This window comes from Candidatus Chloroploca sp. Khr17, from assembly GCF_004138165.1.
GTDB lineage: Bacteria > Chloroflexota > Chloroflexia > Chloroflexales > Chloroflexaceae > Chloroploca.
On record NZ_RYFF01000063.1, the window covers coordinates 1 to 17142 of the forward strand.

The 17142-nt window shown below is 60.1% G+C and carries 18 protein-coding genes; 12 read left to right on the forward strand and 6 right to left on the reverse strand.

The genetic code is table 11. The features are described 5' to 3' along the window. Positions 1-892: 892 nt before the first annotated feature. From EKD05_RS22370 to EKD05_RS26045, 3 genes are all read left to right on the forward strand, one after another. A complete protein-coding gene (locus tag EKD05_RS22370) occupies positions 893-1936 on the forward strand; it encodes a DUF4352 domain-containing protein (RefSeq protein WP_129677341.1) in 1044 nt (347 codons plus the stop codon). Between the two features lie 509 nt (positions 1937-2445). Continuing rightward, positions 2446-2571: a DUF6508 domain-containing protein gene (locus EKD05_RS26890; RefSeq protein ID WP_240695896.1), complete on the forward strand. Its 126-nt coding sequence runs from the start codon at positions 2446-2448 to the stop codon at positions 2569-2571. Positions 2572-2586: 15 nt separating this feature from the next. Next, positions 2587-2730: a hypothetical protein gene (locus tag EKD05_RS26045; protein ID WP_165360899.1), complete on the forward strand. Its 144-nt coding sequence runs from the start codon at positions 2587-2589 to the stop codon at positions 2728-2730. A gap of 88 nt (positions 2731-2818) precedes the next feature. Here the strand turns inward: EKD05_RS26045 and EKD05_RS22375 are convergent, their stop codons facing one another. Genes EKD05_RS22375 through EKD05_RS22385 form a run of 3 tightly spaced genes read right to left on the reverse strand, consistent with a single transcriptional unit; the run spans position 2819 to position 4704 of the window. Continuing rightward, the gene (locus tag EKD05_RS22375; RefSeq protein WP_129677343.1) at positions 2819-3049 is read right to left on the reverse strand and encodes a hypothetical protein; all 231 of its coding nucleotides are present in this window, start codon (positions 3047-3049) and stop codon (positions 2819-2821) included. A 17-nt stretch (positions 3050-3066) separates the two neighbouring features. Beyond that, complete coding sequence (locus EKD05_RS22380; RefSeq protein ID WP_129677345.1) at positions 3067-4059, reverse strand: hypothetical protein; 993 nt, start codon at positions 4057-4059, stop codon at positions 3067-3069. Between the two features lie 51 nt (positions 4060-4110). Beyond that, complete coding sequence (locus EKD05_RS22385) at positions 4111-4704, reverse strand: hypothetical protein (RefSeq protein ID WP_129677347.1); 594 nt, start codon at positions 4702-4704, stop codon at positions 4111-4113. Between the two features lie 489 nt (positions 4705-5193). On the opposite strand from EKD05_RS22385, the gene EKD05_RS22390 reads away from it, so the two are divergent. Then, complete coding sequence (locus tag EKD05_RS22390) at positions 5194-5397, forward strand: antitoxin family protein (protein ID WP_129677350.1); 204 nt, start codon at positions 5194-5196, stop codon at positions 5395-5397. Beyond that, positions 5375-5707 carry a type II toxin-antitoxin system PemK/MazF family toxin gene (locus EKD05_RS22395; RefSeq protein ID WP_097655186.1) on the forward strand — a complete coding sequence of 111 codons (333 nt, stop codon included), beginning with the start codon at positions 5375-5377 and terminating at the stop codon, positions 5705-5707. Before EKD05_RS22390 ends, EKD05_RS22395 begins: the two co-directional genes overlap by 23 nt. Before the next feature lie 311 nt (positions 5708-6018). Here EKD05_RS22395 and EKD05_RS22400 read toward each other — a convergent pair whose 3' ends face one another. Continuing rightward, on the reverse strand, positions 6019-6198 hold the full coding sequence (locus EKD05_RS22400) for a hypothetical protein (protein ID WP_129677352.1): 180 nt from the start codon (positions 6196-6198) through the stop codon (positions 6019-6021). A gap of 424 nt (positions 6199-6622) precedes the next feature. Here EKD05_RS22400 and EKD05_RS22405 point away from each other — a divergent pair, with 424 nt between their 5' ends. The 4 genes from EKD05_RS22405 to EKD05_RS22420 all read left to right on the forward strand — a co-directional run bounded on the left by EKD05_RS22405 (position 6623) and on the right by EKD05_RS22420 (position 12738). After that, a complete protein-coding gene (locus EKD05_RS22405) occupies positions 6623-7201 on the forward strand; it encodes a hypothetical protein (RefSeq protein WP_129677354.1) in 579 nt (192 codons plus the stop codon). A 1072-nt stretch (positions 7202-8273) separates the two neighbouring features. Next, complete coding sequence (locus EKD05_RS22410) at positions 8274-10307, forward strand: hypothetical protein (RefSeq protein ID WP_129677356.1); 2034 nt, start codon at positions 8274-8276, stop codon at positions 10305-10307. Beyond that, the gene (locus EKD05_RS22415) at positions 10304-10981 is read left to right on the forward strand and encodes an ATP-binding protein (RefSeq protein ID WP_129677358.1); all 678 of its coding nucleotides are present in this window, start codon (positions 10304-10306) and stop codon (positions 10979-10981) included. The genes EKD05_RS22410 and EKD05_RS22415 overlap by 4 nt, the downstream gene beginning before the upstream one ends. Positions 10982-11133: 152 nt before the next feature. Beyond that, positions 11134-12738, forward strand: coding sequence for an FtsK/SpoIIIE domain-containing protein (locus tag EKD05_RS22420; RefSeq protein ID WP_129677360.1), 1605 nt, complete (start codon positions 11134-11136; stop codon positions 12736-12738). A gap of 213 nt (positions 12739-12951) precedes the next feature. Here EKD05_RS22420 and EKD05_RS26055 read toward each other — a convergent pair whose 3' ends face one another. Beyond that, positions 12952-13125 (reverse strand): hypothetical protein, encoded by a 174-nt coding sequence (locus EKD05_RS26055; RefSeq protein WP_165360901.1) that lies wholly within the window; start codon positions 13123-13125, stop codon positions 12952-12954. Continuing rightward, a complete protein-coding gene (locus EKD05_RS22425; protein WP_129677362.1) occupies positions 13122-15707 on the reverse strand; it encodes a tetratricopeptide repeat protein in 2586 nt (861 codons plus the stop codon). The genes EKD05_RS26055 and EKD05_RS22425 overlap by 4 nt, the downstream gene beginning before the upstream one ends. Positions 15708-16085: 378 nt before the next feature. Here EKD05_RS22425 and EKD05_RS26530 point away from each other — a divergent pair, with 378 nt between their 5' ends. From EKD05_RS26530 to EKD05_RS22435, 3 genes are read left to right on the forward strand one after another with little or no spacing between them, the layout of a single operon-like run. Further along, positions 16086-16550 (forward strand): AAA family ATPase, encoded by a 465-nt coding sequence (locus EKD05_RS26530; RefSeq protein ID WP_205704051.1) that lies wholly within the window; start codon positions 16086-16088, stop codon positions 16548-16550. After that, positions 16498-16962, forward strand: coding sequence for an AAA family ATPase (locus EKD05_RS26535; RefSeq protein WP_205704052.1), 465 nt, complete (start codon positions 16498-16500; stop codon positions 16960-16962). Before EKD05_RS26530 ends, EKD05_RS26535 begins: the two co-directional genes overlap by 53 nt. Beyond that, on the forward strand, positions 16940-17128 hold the full coding sequence (locus EKD05_RS22435; RefSeq protein ID WP_129677364.1) for a hypothetical protein: 189 nt from the start codon (positions 16940-16942) through the stop codon (positions 17126-17128). Before EKD05_RS26535 ends, EKD05_RS22435 begins: the two co-directional genes overlap by 23 nt. The last annotated feature ends 14 nt before the right edge of the window (positions 17129-17142 follow it).

The following is a 17142-nucleotide window of genomic DNA, read 5'->3' on the forward strand; positions in this document are numbered from 1 at the left end:
ACGGGATGGCTCCGTACAGAATCAGGTGGTGATCGGGTACAACTGACTCAATTGCCCCTCACGGATGCGTTTGATATGGTTGCTCGCCCATTTGGCGTCGTGCCGTTGATGATCTGCCCATCAGCAGACCAGATAAAATGCTCAGCCCACTCTTCGCGGCAAGGATGAAAGAGTGGCACAATGGTGTGGGTTAGAGGACTGATACTCTGGCGCAAGCTCATCCAGTTCCAATAATAATCTCTCTATGCTCGTAAGTCGATCTACGTCGTCTTTTATTGTACCATTCCGACCGCATTGAAGCACAAGAACAGCATATGCAAGCCATCACCACCTTTGACAGTACCAAAGAGTCTCTCCAGGATCTTTTGCAGGGTTGGGGGCAGGGGGCAGGGGTTAGGGGGCAGGGGCCAGGGTGCAGGAGTTAGGGGCCAGGGTGCAGGGGTTAGGGGGGCGCGGGGTTGAAGAAGCAGGTGAGACAAGCACAGTTGTGGTACGCGACCGAACCCCGAACCCTGAACCCTGACCCCCGAGACCCGAGACCCGAGACCCGAAAGGAGAAAAGCTCACATAAAGCTGCAAAGCCAGTCCTGAACAGAGGCGAAGAAAGAGAGAAGGAGAGTCTATGGGACGGTCACGGTCACCTTAAACAAAATTTCACCCGCTGAAAAGCGAAACCGTCCGCAATTGCGCCCGACCTCGTGCGTACAATGATCTACAGAGCCAGAACGTCCAGTCCTCTCCAAGCGCTGGTGCCGAACAACGACGGCGAGGATACGTCAATGCTCATTGCTATTCGCAGGCGACGTCGCATTATTGAAGGAGACGGCAGGGAGTCCATCACACGCATCCATCCCCCAACAGATTACGCTACTCACATCCCAGGAGAACTACTATGCGAAGGACAAAACGTACACTGGCCCTCTTCCTCGGCGGGCTCGCACTGATGCTTGCCAGCGCCTGTGGCCAGACCGCCGCTGTCCCGGCTGCGCAAGTGGAGCCACAGCCAACCCAGACCGCCCGCGTCGTCACTGAGATCGTTACCCAGGTGGTAACCCAAGTCGTTGTCGTTACACCCGAGGCGACCCCAACGGCCCCGCCTGATGTTGCCGCAACGGAGGTCGCCGCAGCACAGGTTGTTGCCGCACAGGCCACAGCCGACGCTGAACAAACGGCCGCTGCTGTGCCAACGGCGACCATTCCTCCAACGGCAACCATTCCTCCAACGGCAACCCCGCAGCCAACGCTAGGCCCCGCTATGGGCCAGATTACCAATGGCGGCAATATGCGCGAGACGCCAAGCGGCACGGTGATCGGCCAGGTCTGCCCAGGCGATACCGTCACGTATCTGCACCGCCAGAGTGAGTGGATTACCATTCGCATCGATCAGATTGGTGCCGATTGTGTTCCTGACCGCGTAAAGATTGGTAACATCGGCTGGGTTCACCAGAGCCTGGTGACCACGCCGCAAACCAACATCCCAACCACCACGCCGGCTCCCACACCCGAGGTTCAGGCCTTCAATCAGACGCAGACGATTGGCCCTATCCGTAATGCTTTCGCTAACGAGCAGTACTCATCAGAGATTACGCTCATTCGGGTGCGCTGGTCGCAGGGTAGTCGTTTTTCGCCCGCTGATTCCGGAAAGGTCTATGCGCTGGCCACACTGCGCGTGAAAAATCTTGGCCCGAATACCCAGCGTAACGTCAGTTCGATGATGTTTAAAGCCCTCGATGTCCGCGGAGCTTTGAATGATGCCGATCTCTACTATGGTGACGATTGCGAGATAGACTGGGTTGACCTGACGGCGGGTGGCGCGATCGAAGGCTGTATCGCCTTTGAGGTGCCAGACAACGGCAAGCTTAGCCTTATCTACGCACCGTACCAGTACGAGAACCTGACGCCCGGGCGCTATCTGTCGTTCACTATTCGGCCCTAAACAAGCCCCCGCGAAGGGCTGCACTTGCATGGATTGATTGGAATGGCCCTGGTGGGTGGGCCTCTACGACAAAGTCGCCAGGGTTTAGGGGTATCGGGTATCGGGTATCGGGTATCGGGGGTTTGGATTTAGGGGTTAGGGGCACTACTTTTCAAAGAAGCTCACGCGAAGACGCGAAGGGTTACGCTCACCTACGCAAAAACCTTTGCGCCTTTGCGTCAAAATAGCCGCCTTCTTTGCGGTGCAGGGGCCAGGGGTCAGGGTGCAGGGTTTATGGATCGGGGGGCGCAGGTACGTGGGCGGTTGAAGAAGCAAGTGAGACAGGCACCGTTGTGGTACGCAACCGAACCCCGAACCCTGAACCCTGAACCCCGATCCCCAATCCCCGATCCCTGAACCCCGAACCCTGACTCCCGAACCCCGATCCCCGAGTCTATTATCAGATCGAGCTGTGATTACAGGATCATTTGTGTTATGATATGGCTGCCTTTGGCTCGTGGCCTCGGTTGATGAGCGCCTCTGTCCGTGCCGACCGCTTTTCCGAGGGTACGCTTGCCTCACGCTTCCAGAGCGGGCAGATCACGGCAATCCTTCGACGCCTCCAGCAGATCCGGGAGACCATGGCCGCAACGTAACCGGCAGGAGCGATCATGACCCGCTACGAGCGCTCTTTCACGCCAACCTTTTTTAACGAATCGCTGAATCTGCCCAAGCAGGTGAGCAAACTGGTCAGCCAGAAGTGGTTGGCCTTTGCGTGCGCTGCTGGTCTGTGGCTCGGCCACGGCACCCTCTGATCAACGATAATTAGAATTGCCGGCGTTCTGCCTCACGAGAGAATCTTACTTTGGCGGGCTCGTTGCCTCACGAAAAAGCTTACCACACTCACGAAAGATCGTACCACGTTGTTGCGCCGCCTGGCCGGGTGCGCGAGCCGGGTGGGGGCTGCGCGGCGGTCAGGAGCACCCGACCACGCCAGGTCAAGGCCGCGCGGGGGCCAGGATAAACCGCTGCGCGCAGCGCCTCCATCAGGTGGCCCAGCGCGCGCTCGGCTTGGCCTTGAGCGGCGTGGTAGGCTGGTGCGACCTGCCGCGTTGGCCCTCCGGCAGCTGGCATCCCCCTGCTGACACCGCTCAGTCGGCGGCATGAGCGACCTCCGGCGTGCCCGCATCAGCCGGTTCATCCACCATCCCGCGCAGATCAGGCGGAGTCTGGAGCCGGTCTTCGGCCAGCCACTGATCGTGGAACGTCAGGATCGCCTTTGCCCGCCATTCCGCCACCCGGCGCTGGAGCGTCCGAAGCTGCACGTCAGGGAACCGGCCGGGATGCTCAGCTTGAAGCTCCCGGAACAGCTGCTTGGCACTCAGTTCGGGATTGGCCTCCAGACGCTCGGCGATGGTCGTGCTGACGTCGGCGAACGGGTCTGGCCGGGTGCGCCAGGTGTGGGGCACCGGATCTGGCTTCGTCTGACGATACGTCCGCTTCTGGCGGGCCGGTGCGCCACCTTCCCCTGCGGGTGGCCCCTGTTCCGCTGCGCCGGTCTCCACCGGCTCCCCGAACCCACACGCTGCGCCGTGGAACGTGACCGGCGCCGCCGTCGGCGGGCGGGTCGGCTCGCTTGCGCGTGGCACCATGGCCAACTGCCACAATGCATCCTGCAGCCGGTCGATCTGGCGGAGCAAGCGCACCGGGTCGAGCCCCGTAAACAGGGCTGTGAGGCGGGCCTGCTGCTCGTCCGACACGACCTCAGCGGCAAGCAGCCGCTGGAAGGGCGTCTGGGCGGCGTCGTAGCGTCGCTGGACGTGACTGCCGTCACGCGTCTTTTCCTTCAGCTTCATGGAGGGCTGGAAAAAGTTCACGGAGAGCCGCAGCGCCCGATAGACCTCGGTGAGCTGGCGGTAGGCGCGCTCGCCCTCGTCGCGATCATAGCCGATGAAGTGACGGACAATGGCCCCGTTTTTCTGCTCCACAAAGCACGGGTCGTTCTTTTTGGAGGCCCGTCCGCGCGTCAACGTGATGCTCTCCCGCTCGCAGTCATCCAGCAGTTCGTTGTTGAGAAACTCCTTACCGTTGTCGCTATCGATGCCGACCAGCGGCATGGGCACGAGTTGCCGCACCTGGGTCATGGCCTGGACGACGCCGTGTTGGCCTTTGTTCAAGCGTGGGAGACATTCGGTTCAGCCGGTGGCAACATCGGTGAGCACCAGGGTGTACAGGTAGGCTCCCTCGGCGTTCCCGCCGCAGTGCGCCACCAGGTCGATCGCGAAAAAGCCGGGCTGGGCATCATTCCAGTCGGTAAAGGTGCGCACCGGGATCTGGTGCTTCAACAGCGTGCCCACCCTGGTGGTGCTGATCCCGCGCAGGGCAGGGTCACGGCGGATCGGGCTGAGGATCCGGTCAACCGTGGCGGGACTGATGGGAAAGAGTTGGCTCCGCACCTCCTCAGCGAGCGCGAGATAGCCGTGGCGTTCGCGCAGTGGCACGAGTTCGGGAAGGAACGGCACCAGCCGTTTGGCACAAATACAGTTGGTTGCCTCCCAGGCAAGCCGGAGCGCAGCCTGCACCTCAGGCCCATCGCGTCGCTCACGCGACCGGGTGATCGTAGGACGAGGGGCGACGACCGGGCCGGTCAGCAACCGGATGGCGTACGTGCGGGCATAGCTCGTGGCAGCGACAAACTCGTCGAGGATGACCGACTTCTGCTGATGGACAGCCTCCTGGGAGCGTGGCGCCGTCTGCGCCAACCATTCACGTTTCGCTCGATACCTCATCAGGGACCTCACGAGACACCCTACGCTCTCTCGGTTCAATTGCGTCGGGTGACATTCTTCGTGAGGCAACGATCTCTGGCAGGCTCGCCAGATCCTTGTGCGGTATCGTGAACACTGCATCGTGCACGAACCCCCTGAACTCGTCACCATGATGCGTGAAGCAAGCAGCGCCATGGCTGCGCGGTATGAACAATGCGATGGCGCAGAATCGTGACAAGGTCGCCAACCACGCACCTTTTTTTGACGCAAAGGCGCAGAGGCGCAAAGATATGTAAAACCTTTGCGTCTCTGCGCCTTTGCGTCAAAACAACCAGTCTTTTTTGTGGCGAAGTGCCCCAGCGCGGTTCTTTACACCGGCGTGTTCAACAATTCGCCAAGGTGATGATCAACCTGCTGGATAAAGGTTGGAGCAACTTTTTGCCGCCCTCGCAGTTGGCGTATATAATGAACCCTGTCGGGTGTAAACCCATGCGCGAGAGGAGAGAACCCATGTTACTCACGATCCGTGCAATTGTGCGCGATGGCAAAATAGAACTGCTGGAACCAACGGCTTTGCCCGATGGAGCGCACGTGCTTGTGACCGTCCTCACCGAGGAGGAACACTTATTCTGGCAAGCTGCAAGCTCCAGCTCACTCAACCAGATCTGGGATCATCCCGAGGATGATGTCTATGCCGACCTACTCGCAGCATAACCTGATCCTGGTACGCTATCCCTTTTCTGATTTGTCGAGCAGTAAAGTACGCCCTGCGATTGTGGTGAATGGTCCGCATATCAGTCACGATCTGATGATCGTTCCGCTCACCAGTCGGATGACGGGATTATTGCCAGGTGAATTTATCTTGACGGAGTGGCGGCGTGCAGGGCTGAATGTACCCTCCGCAGTAAAACGTGGCCTCTATACCGTGGAAGCCGGGTTAGTGATCAAACTGCTGGGTCAATTGGCCCATTCCGACGCGCAGCACCTTGAAGCAACTCTTCGCGAATGGCTTGCTCTTTCATAAGATAGGGAGCCGAGGAGGGCACCAGCGTCGGGTAACGGTCGCACACATTGGTGCCATCCCCACGCCAAATCGCCGAACATCGCGTCCAGTGGACTCGCCCCACGGGTGCTTGTGACGTTCTTCACCGCAATCTGGTCGGGGGCCGTCCATTGGCGCGGTGCTGCTTGCACTCGTGACTCCCTTCTGGCATCACCCTCCCCTTGCGCTCGCAGGGGAAGCATCGTCATTCCCACGGGGATACTTACTGGTCTTGAGGGTGTACCACTTTTGTGTTCTTTGCGTTCTTTTGTGGCTGAGAGCATCAACCTCCCTCAGAAGCGGATCACGCCCAACAGCAGCAGCATCACCAGAGCGGTAATGATCAGAGGCAGGCAACCGCCACCCGATGCGGCCGGCTCGGGCTGGGGCACCGGAATATAGATGACCTGCGGCGCTGGCGGGGTGCGAAAGAATCCGCCAAACAGGGCCGCAAAAGCGACGACCAGGGCCATCAGTGATAAGAAGCTCCATCGGGGGCCTCCTCTCGGCGTGGACACTGTTCCTGGTTGTAGTAAACTACAGGCCAGCACGGATAAGGCCCCCAGGCAACGCAGAACTTTCCCCAGCGGTAACACCGAAATTTCGGCGTGCCTGCGCCGACATGTCCGCGTGGTGACACGGCAGGATAGCGAGGTGCAAAGGCGCAAAGGCGCATCCAGATCCGTGTTGACGCAAAGGCGCAAAGATGTTGCATAAACACCGCTTCAGTCCTGAGCCCATTCCCGAACCCCCGCGCCATGTTCCCGATGCAAGAGGACACGTACGCCTTGAACCCGGGAACGCTGGCTGCTAGAATCGTCCCATTACCTTTGAGGTAGTCGCATCTATGTCATCGTGAAGGCCCAATGGCCCACGGGGCATAAGGAGGAGATGGTCATGGCACAGATCCGTGGTGACAGTCCCAATGATGACGGCGTCGTTGGCACCTCTGCCTCGCCAGGCAAGAGTGGCGTCTTCGGCTTCAACTCGCGGTCGGGGGGGAACGGAATTGCTGGCATTAGTGAACAGGGCAATGGCGTCTTTGGCAAAACGAAAACCTTCAATGGCGTCTTTGGCACGAGTGAAACCGGCTCGGGTGTTCATGGGAACAGTCAGAGCCAGAACGGTGTGTTTGGCAAGAGCATCACTGGTTCTGGGATCCATGGCCACAGCCAGGCGCAAATCGGTGTCTTTGGGTTGAGCGAGAGCGATACCGGCGTGTTCGGACGCGGGCCAAAGTTCGCAGGGTTCTTCGATGGCAACGTTGGCATCAACGGCAGGTTGACGGTAGGCGGACAGGATGTGATCGCAAACCAGCAACTCCTCCAGCACGAGCTTAGCAATCTCCGTCAACAGGTTGCAACCCTGCAACAACAGTTGTCCAGCCTGCAACAGACACACGCCCAAGATGTCCAAGGGATTGCGGTCAGTCTCGCAACCCTAGCTGCACGAGTGACCGCCTTGGAGTCTGCCTGAACAGAGGGTAAAATGACTTCCTTCCCTGAGCATGGCTACCTGATGAAGCCCCCGCCGCCGCAGTGCCTGCCACGCCATGGGCGACGCATGAATGGCCCAGACCTGGGTTCCCGCGAGCGCGGGAACGACACGGCGGGACACCTCCCATGTCATGTGCGCTGCCGCAGGCATCTAGCGAATGAGCGCGGGTGTCCAAGCCGTCCCGTGGGTGAACGTCGTAGCTGTCGACCAGAGCGTGGGGCGACCACGGCGAGTCGCACTGTCAGTGTCCAAGCCGTTCCGTGGGTGGACGTCATAGCTGTCCGGCCGAATGAAGCAAACTTCAGCATCGGGATGGCTGGAGCAGGCTCGAAGTTGTAAGGAATTTCCGAGCGCCTCATCAACTCACGCCTGACGCATGGCTACACACAGCCGTGGACGGCGACAGACGCTCGGGCTCTGGCTCCATAAAACGCGTCCGGGTCGATCTTTGGCGATCGACCCGGACGCGTTTTTAGGCTTTGCAATGCTGGTGCCGGAGACGGGACTCGAACCCGTAAGGGGTTGCCCCCAGCGGTTTTTAAGGGCGAACAGGTGGGGGGACAGAGTCAAGCAGATGCCCCCGAACCTGATCAGGACGCATAAACCGTTGCGTGAAGATCAGCCACAGCAGGACAGCGAGCCCGTCTCTATTACTCACACCATTACTCACAGGGGCGACCTGAGGGCGGTGCGACCCTGCCTCGTGTTGGGGATGGAGTTGCTCGCTCGGGTTGCCGCGCAGATGCTGCGCGATGCTGCGCGAAGGACGCGTGCGCCGTGCTGGGCACTGCATCTACCTGGCTGGCACGCAGGTCTGCCTCCATAAGGCCGTTCCCGTTGTGCGGCATTCACTATGAGCGGAGCACCCAGGAGGCCGGGGAATCAACAAGGCTCAATCGACTTACGTTGCCGCCAAGCACCAGTCGAGTGAGCCTCCCCGGATCAAGCTTTCGGACCGAGTCCGTAGGCCTAGTTTCCTGTTGTCTGCTCCATTATAACATCCGCCGATTCCTTGTCAAGATGTTGTGGATGGATAAAAGGAGCATTGACCATGACCGTGTTTTCATCATCGGGGTCATCGGTACGCGAGCACGCGGGCTCGGTGCAGGATGGCTTGCCTCCGCATCCGGCCCCATATCTGCGGGTGCCTGAGCGTCTGTTGCGTACCTATGCGCACGACCCGCTGGCCGTGGGAGTCTATCTGGTCGTCGCTCGGTGTGCGCTGGCCCACCAGGCACCGGTACCGTTGTCGGCAGCTGATCTGGCTGCGTTGTCGGGAGATGTGCATGTGCGTGATGCGAAGGTGATGCGTCGTATTCGGCATCTCGTTGCCGCTGGCTGGCTGGTGGCCCATGCTGCGCCGGCGGTGAAGCCACGCCTCTGGCCAGTGTGGGCACCGCAGGTTCCCTGGTGTCTGGATTCAGCGCAGCAGGGCAAGCCTGGGCGGGTGCAGACCTGCCGTGTGCCGCTGGCGCTCTTCGATACCTATCTGGGACGCCTGGAGCCACACACCGGACGGCGACCGGCGATCATTGTGCGCTATTTTGCCCATCCGTTGCTCGATCTCGCTGATCTGGGTCGTCTCGTGTTGTGTCACGCTGGGTATGCCCTGCCAAACTACCGGCTTTTTGAATTGGCATTGATGGAAGGAACGTCTGCGTTGCCCGCCGTTCCGCTGACCCTGACCGAGTTGTTGCACCGCGCTGTGGCCGGAACGCTGCGGGTGACCACTGCCTGCGGGATAGTGAAAATCGAACCGAGTCGCGCGGGCTGGCGCAAACTGGGCTATGAGGGCGACCCACGAGTACCAGCCAACGGATCACCGAACGGATCATGCAACGGATCAGCATTGGCCCCTCAGCAGATCGCGGAACCGATCACGCAACGGATCACCATCTCCCCTTACGATGAGACGGTCGTTTCCGCTTCAGGATGCGACAAAGTCCCGCAAGAAGATCCAAACGGCGCGTATGCATGGGATTCATGGGATATGAATCAACGAATGAATCCCCCACCGCACGAGTCGGAGGGTGGAGGCGGGGGCGAAGTTGATCAGGCCACTGGATGGACACTTCAAGCACCGCATCTGGCAAGCGCAGGAACCGGAGGAGGCCAGGTGATGTACGGCGACGACCTCCCCCGGGGAAGGGATGTGCATCTCGTTGAGCTCGATCCGGCGCTGCGCGATGGGCACGCAACCCTCAATGCGGCGCGCCCGATCCATCCAGGTGAGTGGTTTGAGCTGCTGCACTTGCAGCAGACCTATGGAGCGGAACGGATGCTGGTCTGGCAGGCCCGGGCGGCCCGGGCGGCCCGTGATCCTGCGCGTGGCATTGTGCCCGCCTATTATCAGGTCTGCGCCGCCGATGAGGGCGCTGCTGAAGCGGAGTTTCGGTTGATCGCGCCAGGTCTGACGCACGCTCACCTGGGGTTCGAACTGGCACCCGGAGAATGCCATCCCGACGCGTGCGCATTCGCCCGCGAGCCGACGGAGCATGCACACGACCAGTACGCCACCGGAGACGGCGCCAGGGATCAGGCGTCCCCTTCGCGCCAGCATGAGGCTGCCACTGCGCCACTACCGCCGCCAACGTACCCTCCCCCTTGCAGGGCACCCGGGCTTGATCCTGCGTGTGAGGCGTTGCTGCAGGCGATGGGTGTGCGTGCCCGTCATAAATTGGCCGGTGTCCCGCTTGCGCTGATCCATGCCTGGCACGAAGCCCTCCAGCATCCTGGCATCGCCGCCCGGTTTGCCGATCCGGTCGCGTTTGCTGTTTCGCAAATGATGCAGCAGATCCCGCCACCACCGTTGCGCGAACGTGAACGCTGGGCGGCCTGGGATGCGTCCCCAGGAAGCATTCGCTCTATACCGCTCATTGCCCCACAGGACGCAGAACCCAGTGACGGGGAAGCGGCAGCCTGGATCGCACATGCCCGTCGACTTGAGCCGACGGCCTCATCGGATGATCTGGCAACCCTGGTGAGCTTTTTGCTGCAGGGCGCAACTGATACGGAAGCGCAAACCTGGCTAGCAGAACAACGAGCCGATGAGGGACAACGAGCCAGGCAGGAGGTGGTGCGATGAAACGCGCTTTTTTACGTCAGTCCAGGGTCGTTGAGCGAGAAACGCACGACGAGATGCCCGAGCGCACCTTCGCCCCATCGACTGACGATGACGCCACATGGAGCGACGCCCCCGACACGCCGCATTGCGCGGCATGCCAGGGCATCGGGTGGTTGCGTCCCAAGCTTCCCGTTGGTGCTCCAGGCTACAACCAGCTGATCCCGTGCGCATGTACCACCATCCGGCGTGCCCGTCGTCGGCTGGCCCAATTACAGGAACTGAGCCATATCGACGCGTTTCAGGCCCAGACCTTCGCCACCTTCAACCGATTGGTGCCTGGCCTTCAGGTTGCGTACCAGCGGGCACTCACGTTTGCACAGGCCCCAACCGGCTGGTTGACCCTGCTTGGGCCGTGTGGTTGTGGCAAAACCCATCTGGCAGCAGCCATTGCGCATGCGGCGTTTGCTGCTGAACAACCGGCGCTGCTAGTGGTTGTGCCTGATCTGCTCGATCACCTTCGTGCGACCTACAGCCCAACGAGCACCGTCTCGTACGACGAGGTCTTCACGCACGTGCGCGAAGTCGAGTTGCTCATCCTCGATGACCTGGGAACCGAAAGTGCCACCCCCTGGGCGCGCGAAAAACCGACGGCCCTCCATGGCTCGCCTATGGCATCAGTGGCATCATCGGCCTAGCCTTTGCCTATATGCCCGAAAAGATCGCCCGCTGGGTGCTCAGCGATCTCTGGAATCTCTGGATCGCACCGCTCTGGAAACGGTTTCGCCACAGCGCACCGCAGGTCGAGCGAGCGTCGGCATAGTGGGCCAAACGACGGGAAGAGGGTTGCATGGAAGCATGGTTTCGTGACCCGGGGAATATGGTTCTAGCGCTGGGCGTGGCCCTCTGCTTGCTCGGCCTTGCCCGCTTCGGGAGGCTTGTCGCGTGGGGGCAACGGATGCAGGCGCTGCACGGGCACGCCCTCACCAGCATGCGCGTCTGGCCGCGTGCTCTCGCACGTGCAGGCACCTCCGCTACGTCGGCGCGACCGGCAGCGCCCCCTCGCGCCGATCTCGCCGCACCCCCAGCCCTGCTGGCCGGTGCCGGACGGGCCTTACGCGATCCTCCGGGGATCGAAGCAACGCTCAGCTATCTGCGGCGCCACTCGCCGAACGACCGGTATCGCTTGCCGTTGGGTTGGTGCCGTTCTGATCGCCAGGAAGCTGGCCTTGTCCATACCGCGCTGGTCGGCGAAACTAACCACATCCTGATCAGCGGGGCGAGCGACAGCGGCAAAGACAACCTCGCCTGGTGGATGCTCCTCGCGCTGGCCCTGGTGCATCACGAACCGCACGAACTGCACGTGGCGATCATTGACGGCAAAGGTCTGGACTTTCAGCCGTGGGCGAGCAAAGCGCAGACCTGGGCGTTGGCAACTGACCCGGAAACGATCCCGGACGTCCTCCGCGCCCTGACCGCCGAACGCCAACGCCGCAAAGCAGTGCTCACTGCGGCGGGCGTGAGCAAATGGGATCACTATCACGGGCACGATCTGCCCCTCCTGGTCGTCTTCATCTCGGAACTGAGCCTGCTCGAAACCGCGCTGAAGCGCGAGCGCACCCAGCGTGAGCGTGATCGCACCCTCGACCTCGAACTTGACCTATGGCTCAACACAGAACTGACCGCAGGGCGCGCCTTTGGCATGCGCTATCTCATCGGCATGCAGACCGTCACTGGCATGGACATGCTCTGGCGTTCGCAGATCGGCGTCTTTATGGGAAGTTATCAACCCGACGAAACCCAAGTCAAACCCAACCTCGCCAAAACCGCGAAGCAGATCGCAGCCGCAGGCGCGGTGCCTCCGCACCACCTGCCCCCACCGCCAACCGGTGCTGGCGTCTTCACGATTGTCAGTGGCGAGCAATGCATCACCACCCGGGCACCCTACCTCAGTGATGCCGAACGCCGCCGCTGGCTCGGTCTGCTGCCGGATCGTCTCCCGGCATCCGACCCAGGGCGCGCTGACCTTCCAGCTAGTGCGCAGCCTTACCCGTGCACACACGCCCTTCAGCCCAGGCAACGCACCCCATATGCCCGTTCCAGCGAACATGGCACCACCTCAACCGGCACCGCACCCGGAGCAGCCTTCAGCAGCGGTGTGCTCCCAAACACGGCCTTCGACGGTACCGCCAACGGCGCTGCCCACCCATCAGACGAAACGACTGGCGGATCCAACGCCCCCACAAACCCGATGACAGCAGCCAGCAGCGCAGGTGACCCACTTGCGCTCATCCCCTTCACCATCAGCGACATCGCCCTGCTCAGCGCGCGCATCGCCCGGGGTGACACCAAAACCGAAATTGTGCGCAGCATGCCGGGCTACGCCACGCGACGACACCGGGAATTTGTCGGGTATTATGACGCCATTGCGGCCATCCTGGGCGAAGAAGGCTGACGATAGAGATGATCCTGATTTTGAATCATAATTAAATATATTTCTTCGTGCAAAGAAGCTCTGCGCCTGCGAGTATGCGAGAGTGGAAAAATCTTTGCCGCAGTGCCCTTGCTAACGCATCTGAGGCATTGCTTGCATCGGGCCTGTGGCTAATGTCCGGTTGGTCGTATCCTACTCAGTTAGGCATGAGTTTGAGAAGGTCGCAACAAGGTTTTAGGGCCGCTCGCCAAGTTGGCGAAGCAAGGATTCGGCTTCAGCCTGTTCACGCTTCATCCCCAGGCGGCGGAAGAGGTCGAGGGCATAGTGGGTATATTCATTAGCTAATGGTGCATCTTCCTGATGATAAAGCTTTGCTAATTGAAGGTGGGCGCGTTCTTCGCGGCTCATGAGGTACGTTCCAGGACGTGCAATATCGCCTCAGCCTGCTGCTGCTCTTGAACCAATCCGAGCTGCCTACTCACGTCGAGCGCCTCGCGCACATGAGCTTCCGCTTGACGAAACTGACCACATTGAAGCTCGAGATCGGCTAACCGCACCAGCAAGGTTGCCAAATAACCACGTCCGCCAAACTGACGAAAGTAGGCTAGGCTGCGTTCGTACAGTTGTGCAGCTTCGTCGAGTTCCCCGAGTTGATGCAACACAAATCCAAGGTTCCCGGCAATGCCCCAGGCGCGCTCAGGGTTAAAAGGTGAGAGTTCATCATCAAGTGGGAAGATGCGCTGGGCCTCTGTAAAGATTTGTCGCGCCAACTGATAATCCCCCCGATCACGAGCGATCTTGCCGCGTTCGAGCATGAGATCTGAGCGAGTGTGGGATGCCACATCCTCAGGTAAGCGTTCGATCAATTGAACAGCCTCTAAGAGGAGTTCTTCTGCACGCGTCAGATCGCCTTCGCGTCGTACAATTTGAACATACCGTCCAAGCGATTCAACTTGCCACACAACTTCACCACGCCGTGCTGACACGTCAAGTGCTTGTTCGATTGAACGCCTCGCCGCTTCATGTTGACCTTGCTGGCTCTCAATCCAGGATTTGCCACAAAGTATCAATGGCAACAGCCGTTCGTCGCCCAGAAGTTGTGTGTAATCAATCATTTGGTCGGCAAGCCGCAGGATATCGCCCCAGCGTCCGACAACATCCAGGTAGACCATCAGCGCAGGAGAAAGTGCGAGCACAAGATCAATGCGCTCGACTTGTTCAGCCCAACGAGCGAGACTCTCGAGATGCTGTCCATCGAGGATCAGTTGAACAGCGCTCGGCTGGAGGTGATGTAGCTCAGCATATGGACGCGAAATAGACAGCAGAAAGGTCATCCAACCCTCACGCAACTCTTGCTCAAGTTGGGGGGTAGTCGCTAGTTCTTCACGCGCAAAGGCGTGCGTCAGTGGCAGCAAACTGAAACGGTCGCCTTTCTGATTGACCAGCGAGAGGCGCAACAGTTCGGCAAGGCCCTCGTCGCGGCCAACAGGATCATTGGCAAGGCCCGCGACGTCGCCGAGCATGGTGCGGCTGACGCTGCGCTCAAAGAGGGCCAGCGCAAGCAACAGGCGATGGGCGTCACGGCCACGAATACGCTCCACGCTCTCGGCAAAGCAGAAGCGGGCAATGTCGCTCTGGCCCTGGCCTAGCCGACGCAGGACGGCCTCGACACTGAGGCCCATGCTCATGAGACCGATGCTCCATTGGATAGCCAGGGGCACGCCGCCGGTGCGTCGCTCCAGGTCATCCATCTCAGGCGCGGTCAGCTGTACACCTTTGGCGACACCTTCGACCTGCATCAGCTTGAGGGCATCGGCGCGTGGCATGCCAGTCAGTCTGAGGGCGTAGGCGATGTCGATGCGATGCCGTGTGGTGACCAATGCCTTGGTCGGATCAGGCAGTTCACGCAAAAAGCTGAGCAACTCATCGTCATCCACCGTCTCCAGATTATCTACGATCAGCAATGTTCGTTGTGCGGCGAGGGCATGCTCAACCAGGCTGCGGCGTTCATGCAGTGGGGCCTGCACGATTGAAGGTTGTTCCAACACGGTTGCTACCTCGCGGAAGAGGTCGTCCAGGGTGTTGAAGCTCTGGCGACGCTGCTGGATACCGCTTGCAGTGAGCAACGTGCGCTTGGCCGAGACCCAGACAATCGCCGCAAAGCGCTCTTCCTCAGGGATGGCGTGATAGTGTTTGCGATAGCCATAGGCAAGCTCAAGCGCCAGGGCACTCTTGCCAACTCCGCCAATCCCATCAATGGTGATGACGAAGTGACGTGAGCGGGGGTGTGGGAGCATCAGCCGCGCAAGCTGCTCCAATTCATCCAGCCGGCCGATGAACTCAGGATAGGTTCGCTGTGGAAGGTTATGCCAGGGCCGCTGGCGCTCTGGCAGGAGAGGGCGAGATGTGCTCAGGAGGTGTGGATCAGGCCGAGCGGCGATCAGGCGCAAGCCCTCCTGCAGTTCACGAAAGCCATCGTTCAGCACAGCCAACTGGTGCGCCGTCGCAGCGGTATGCTCCGCAGTGGCGCGGCTACTCTCGGCGCTGATTTTCTGAAAGCTGAGGGCGTAGAGCTCACGCAGTTGTGGGATGTAGAGGACCTCACGACCAAGCGCCGCGAGGAAGGCTGCCATCATCGCATCGACCCGCGTTCGATCGAAGCGCTCCGGCAGGACATCGGTGAACGAGCGTCGCAGCACGTCCACTGCGCTCTGGGGATCGTGGAAAGGGCGAGCGAGCAGATCGCGGAGGGCAGCCCGCACACTAGGTAGATCGCTGAAGCGCGTCTGGTAGAGCAATGCCTGCACCAATTCAGGGTCATGCTCGGCATAGGTAGAAGCAAACTGCTGTTCGGCGCTGTTCACGGCCGCCACCAATGCTCGTTGGAGCGCTCGTCGTTCTGCACGCTGATTCAGTGTCTCGCCGAAAAGGTCGGCCAGCAGTTCACCGAGGGCATTTGCGAGCAAATCTGCGAAGAAGCCTGCCATCATTCGCTCCCCTGCATAGTGGTGAAGTCTCTGCCTACCTCACATCTATCTCTGTATCATACCAACGGGTGTAGCTGGCGTCAAAGCTTGACGAACGTTGAGCATAGAGGAAAAGAAGGCAGATGACGGACTAGATTGAACGAGGGTACTCTACGATTGTCAGTGGCGAGCAATGACAAACACGGCACCACTATTCTGCTCCGGTACCTGACCGATGTGGGCCTACATACCGCAGACAGGTCTGCCATTGTCTCCAGCTACATGCTATACTACCAACCACGATGCCTCAAATCCATGCCATCGCCAGCCAAGCGAAAGCTCGGTGACAGCGAAGGTGCAGAACTCACCGTGCCCCCTGTGGTAAGAGAGAAAAGATCTAAGATGATTAGCCGTGTCGAGGCCCTGTATTACCGAAGTTTGCGCTATGTTGCTCAAGATGTACGCGCCTTCCAGGTACTCGTTGGCCCCAATGCCTCAGGGAAATCGACCTTTCTTGATGTGATCGCGCTCCTCGGCGACTTTGTACGCTACGGGCTCGATGGTGCCTTGCTTTTTGGCACCGAGTCAGGGCGTGGCCGCGCCAGCCGTTTTGAGGAGCTTGTCTTTAATCAGCAGCATGACTATGTTGAACTGGCCCTTGAATTCGCTGTCCCAGCAGCACTCCGTCAACCGGTTGGCGAGCATGGCAGCAGCACGATGTATGACCGTGCCCGCTATGAGGTTGCCTTCGGGCTCGCCGACACTGGTGATTCAGGACCTTCAGCGCAACCACCCGCAGGCCTCTGCAGACTGGGTGGCCCATCTGAAGACGATCCTCCCCGATCTGACCAGTGTCTCGGTTCGTGAACGCCCAGAAGATCGGCATCTCTCCCTTGCGGTGAGCTATGCCAGTACGGCCGAGCCGGTACCATCCTGGCTGGTTTCTGACGGCACCCTGCGTCTTCTTGCACTAACCTTGCTGGCCTATCTTCCCCAGCAAGAGGGCATTTATCTGATCGAAGAGCCTGAAAATGGGATTCACCCGAAAGCACTGGAAGGGGTCTACCAATCGTTGTCATCAGTCTACCGCAGTCAGATCCTGGTCGCCACGCACTCGCCGCTCTTCCTCGGTCTGGCTGAGCCAGCACAACTGCTCTGCTTCGCCCGGAATCCTTCCGGGGCCGTAGCGATCGTCACCGGGGATCACCACCCGGCACTCCAGAACTGGCACGGTGAGGTCGATCTGTCCACCATGTATGCCGCCGGGGTACTCGGCTGACCTCGCGACACTCTTCCACAGCTTCGCCAACCACGAACTACTCCAGGGACAGTTGCCCCTCGTGGCCCGCGAGGACGACGCATCTGAGGTGCGTGCCGTCATTGCGCTGATTGCGCAATACAACGCTGGCCTGGAGCAGGAGATTGTGCCCCCGCCGAGGCTCTGAGCGATTGCTTTCAC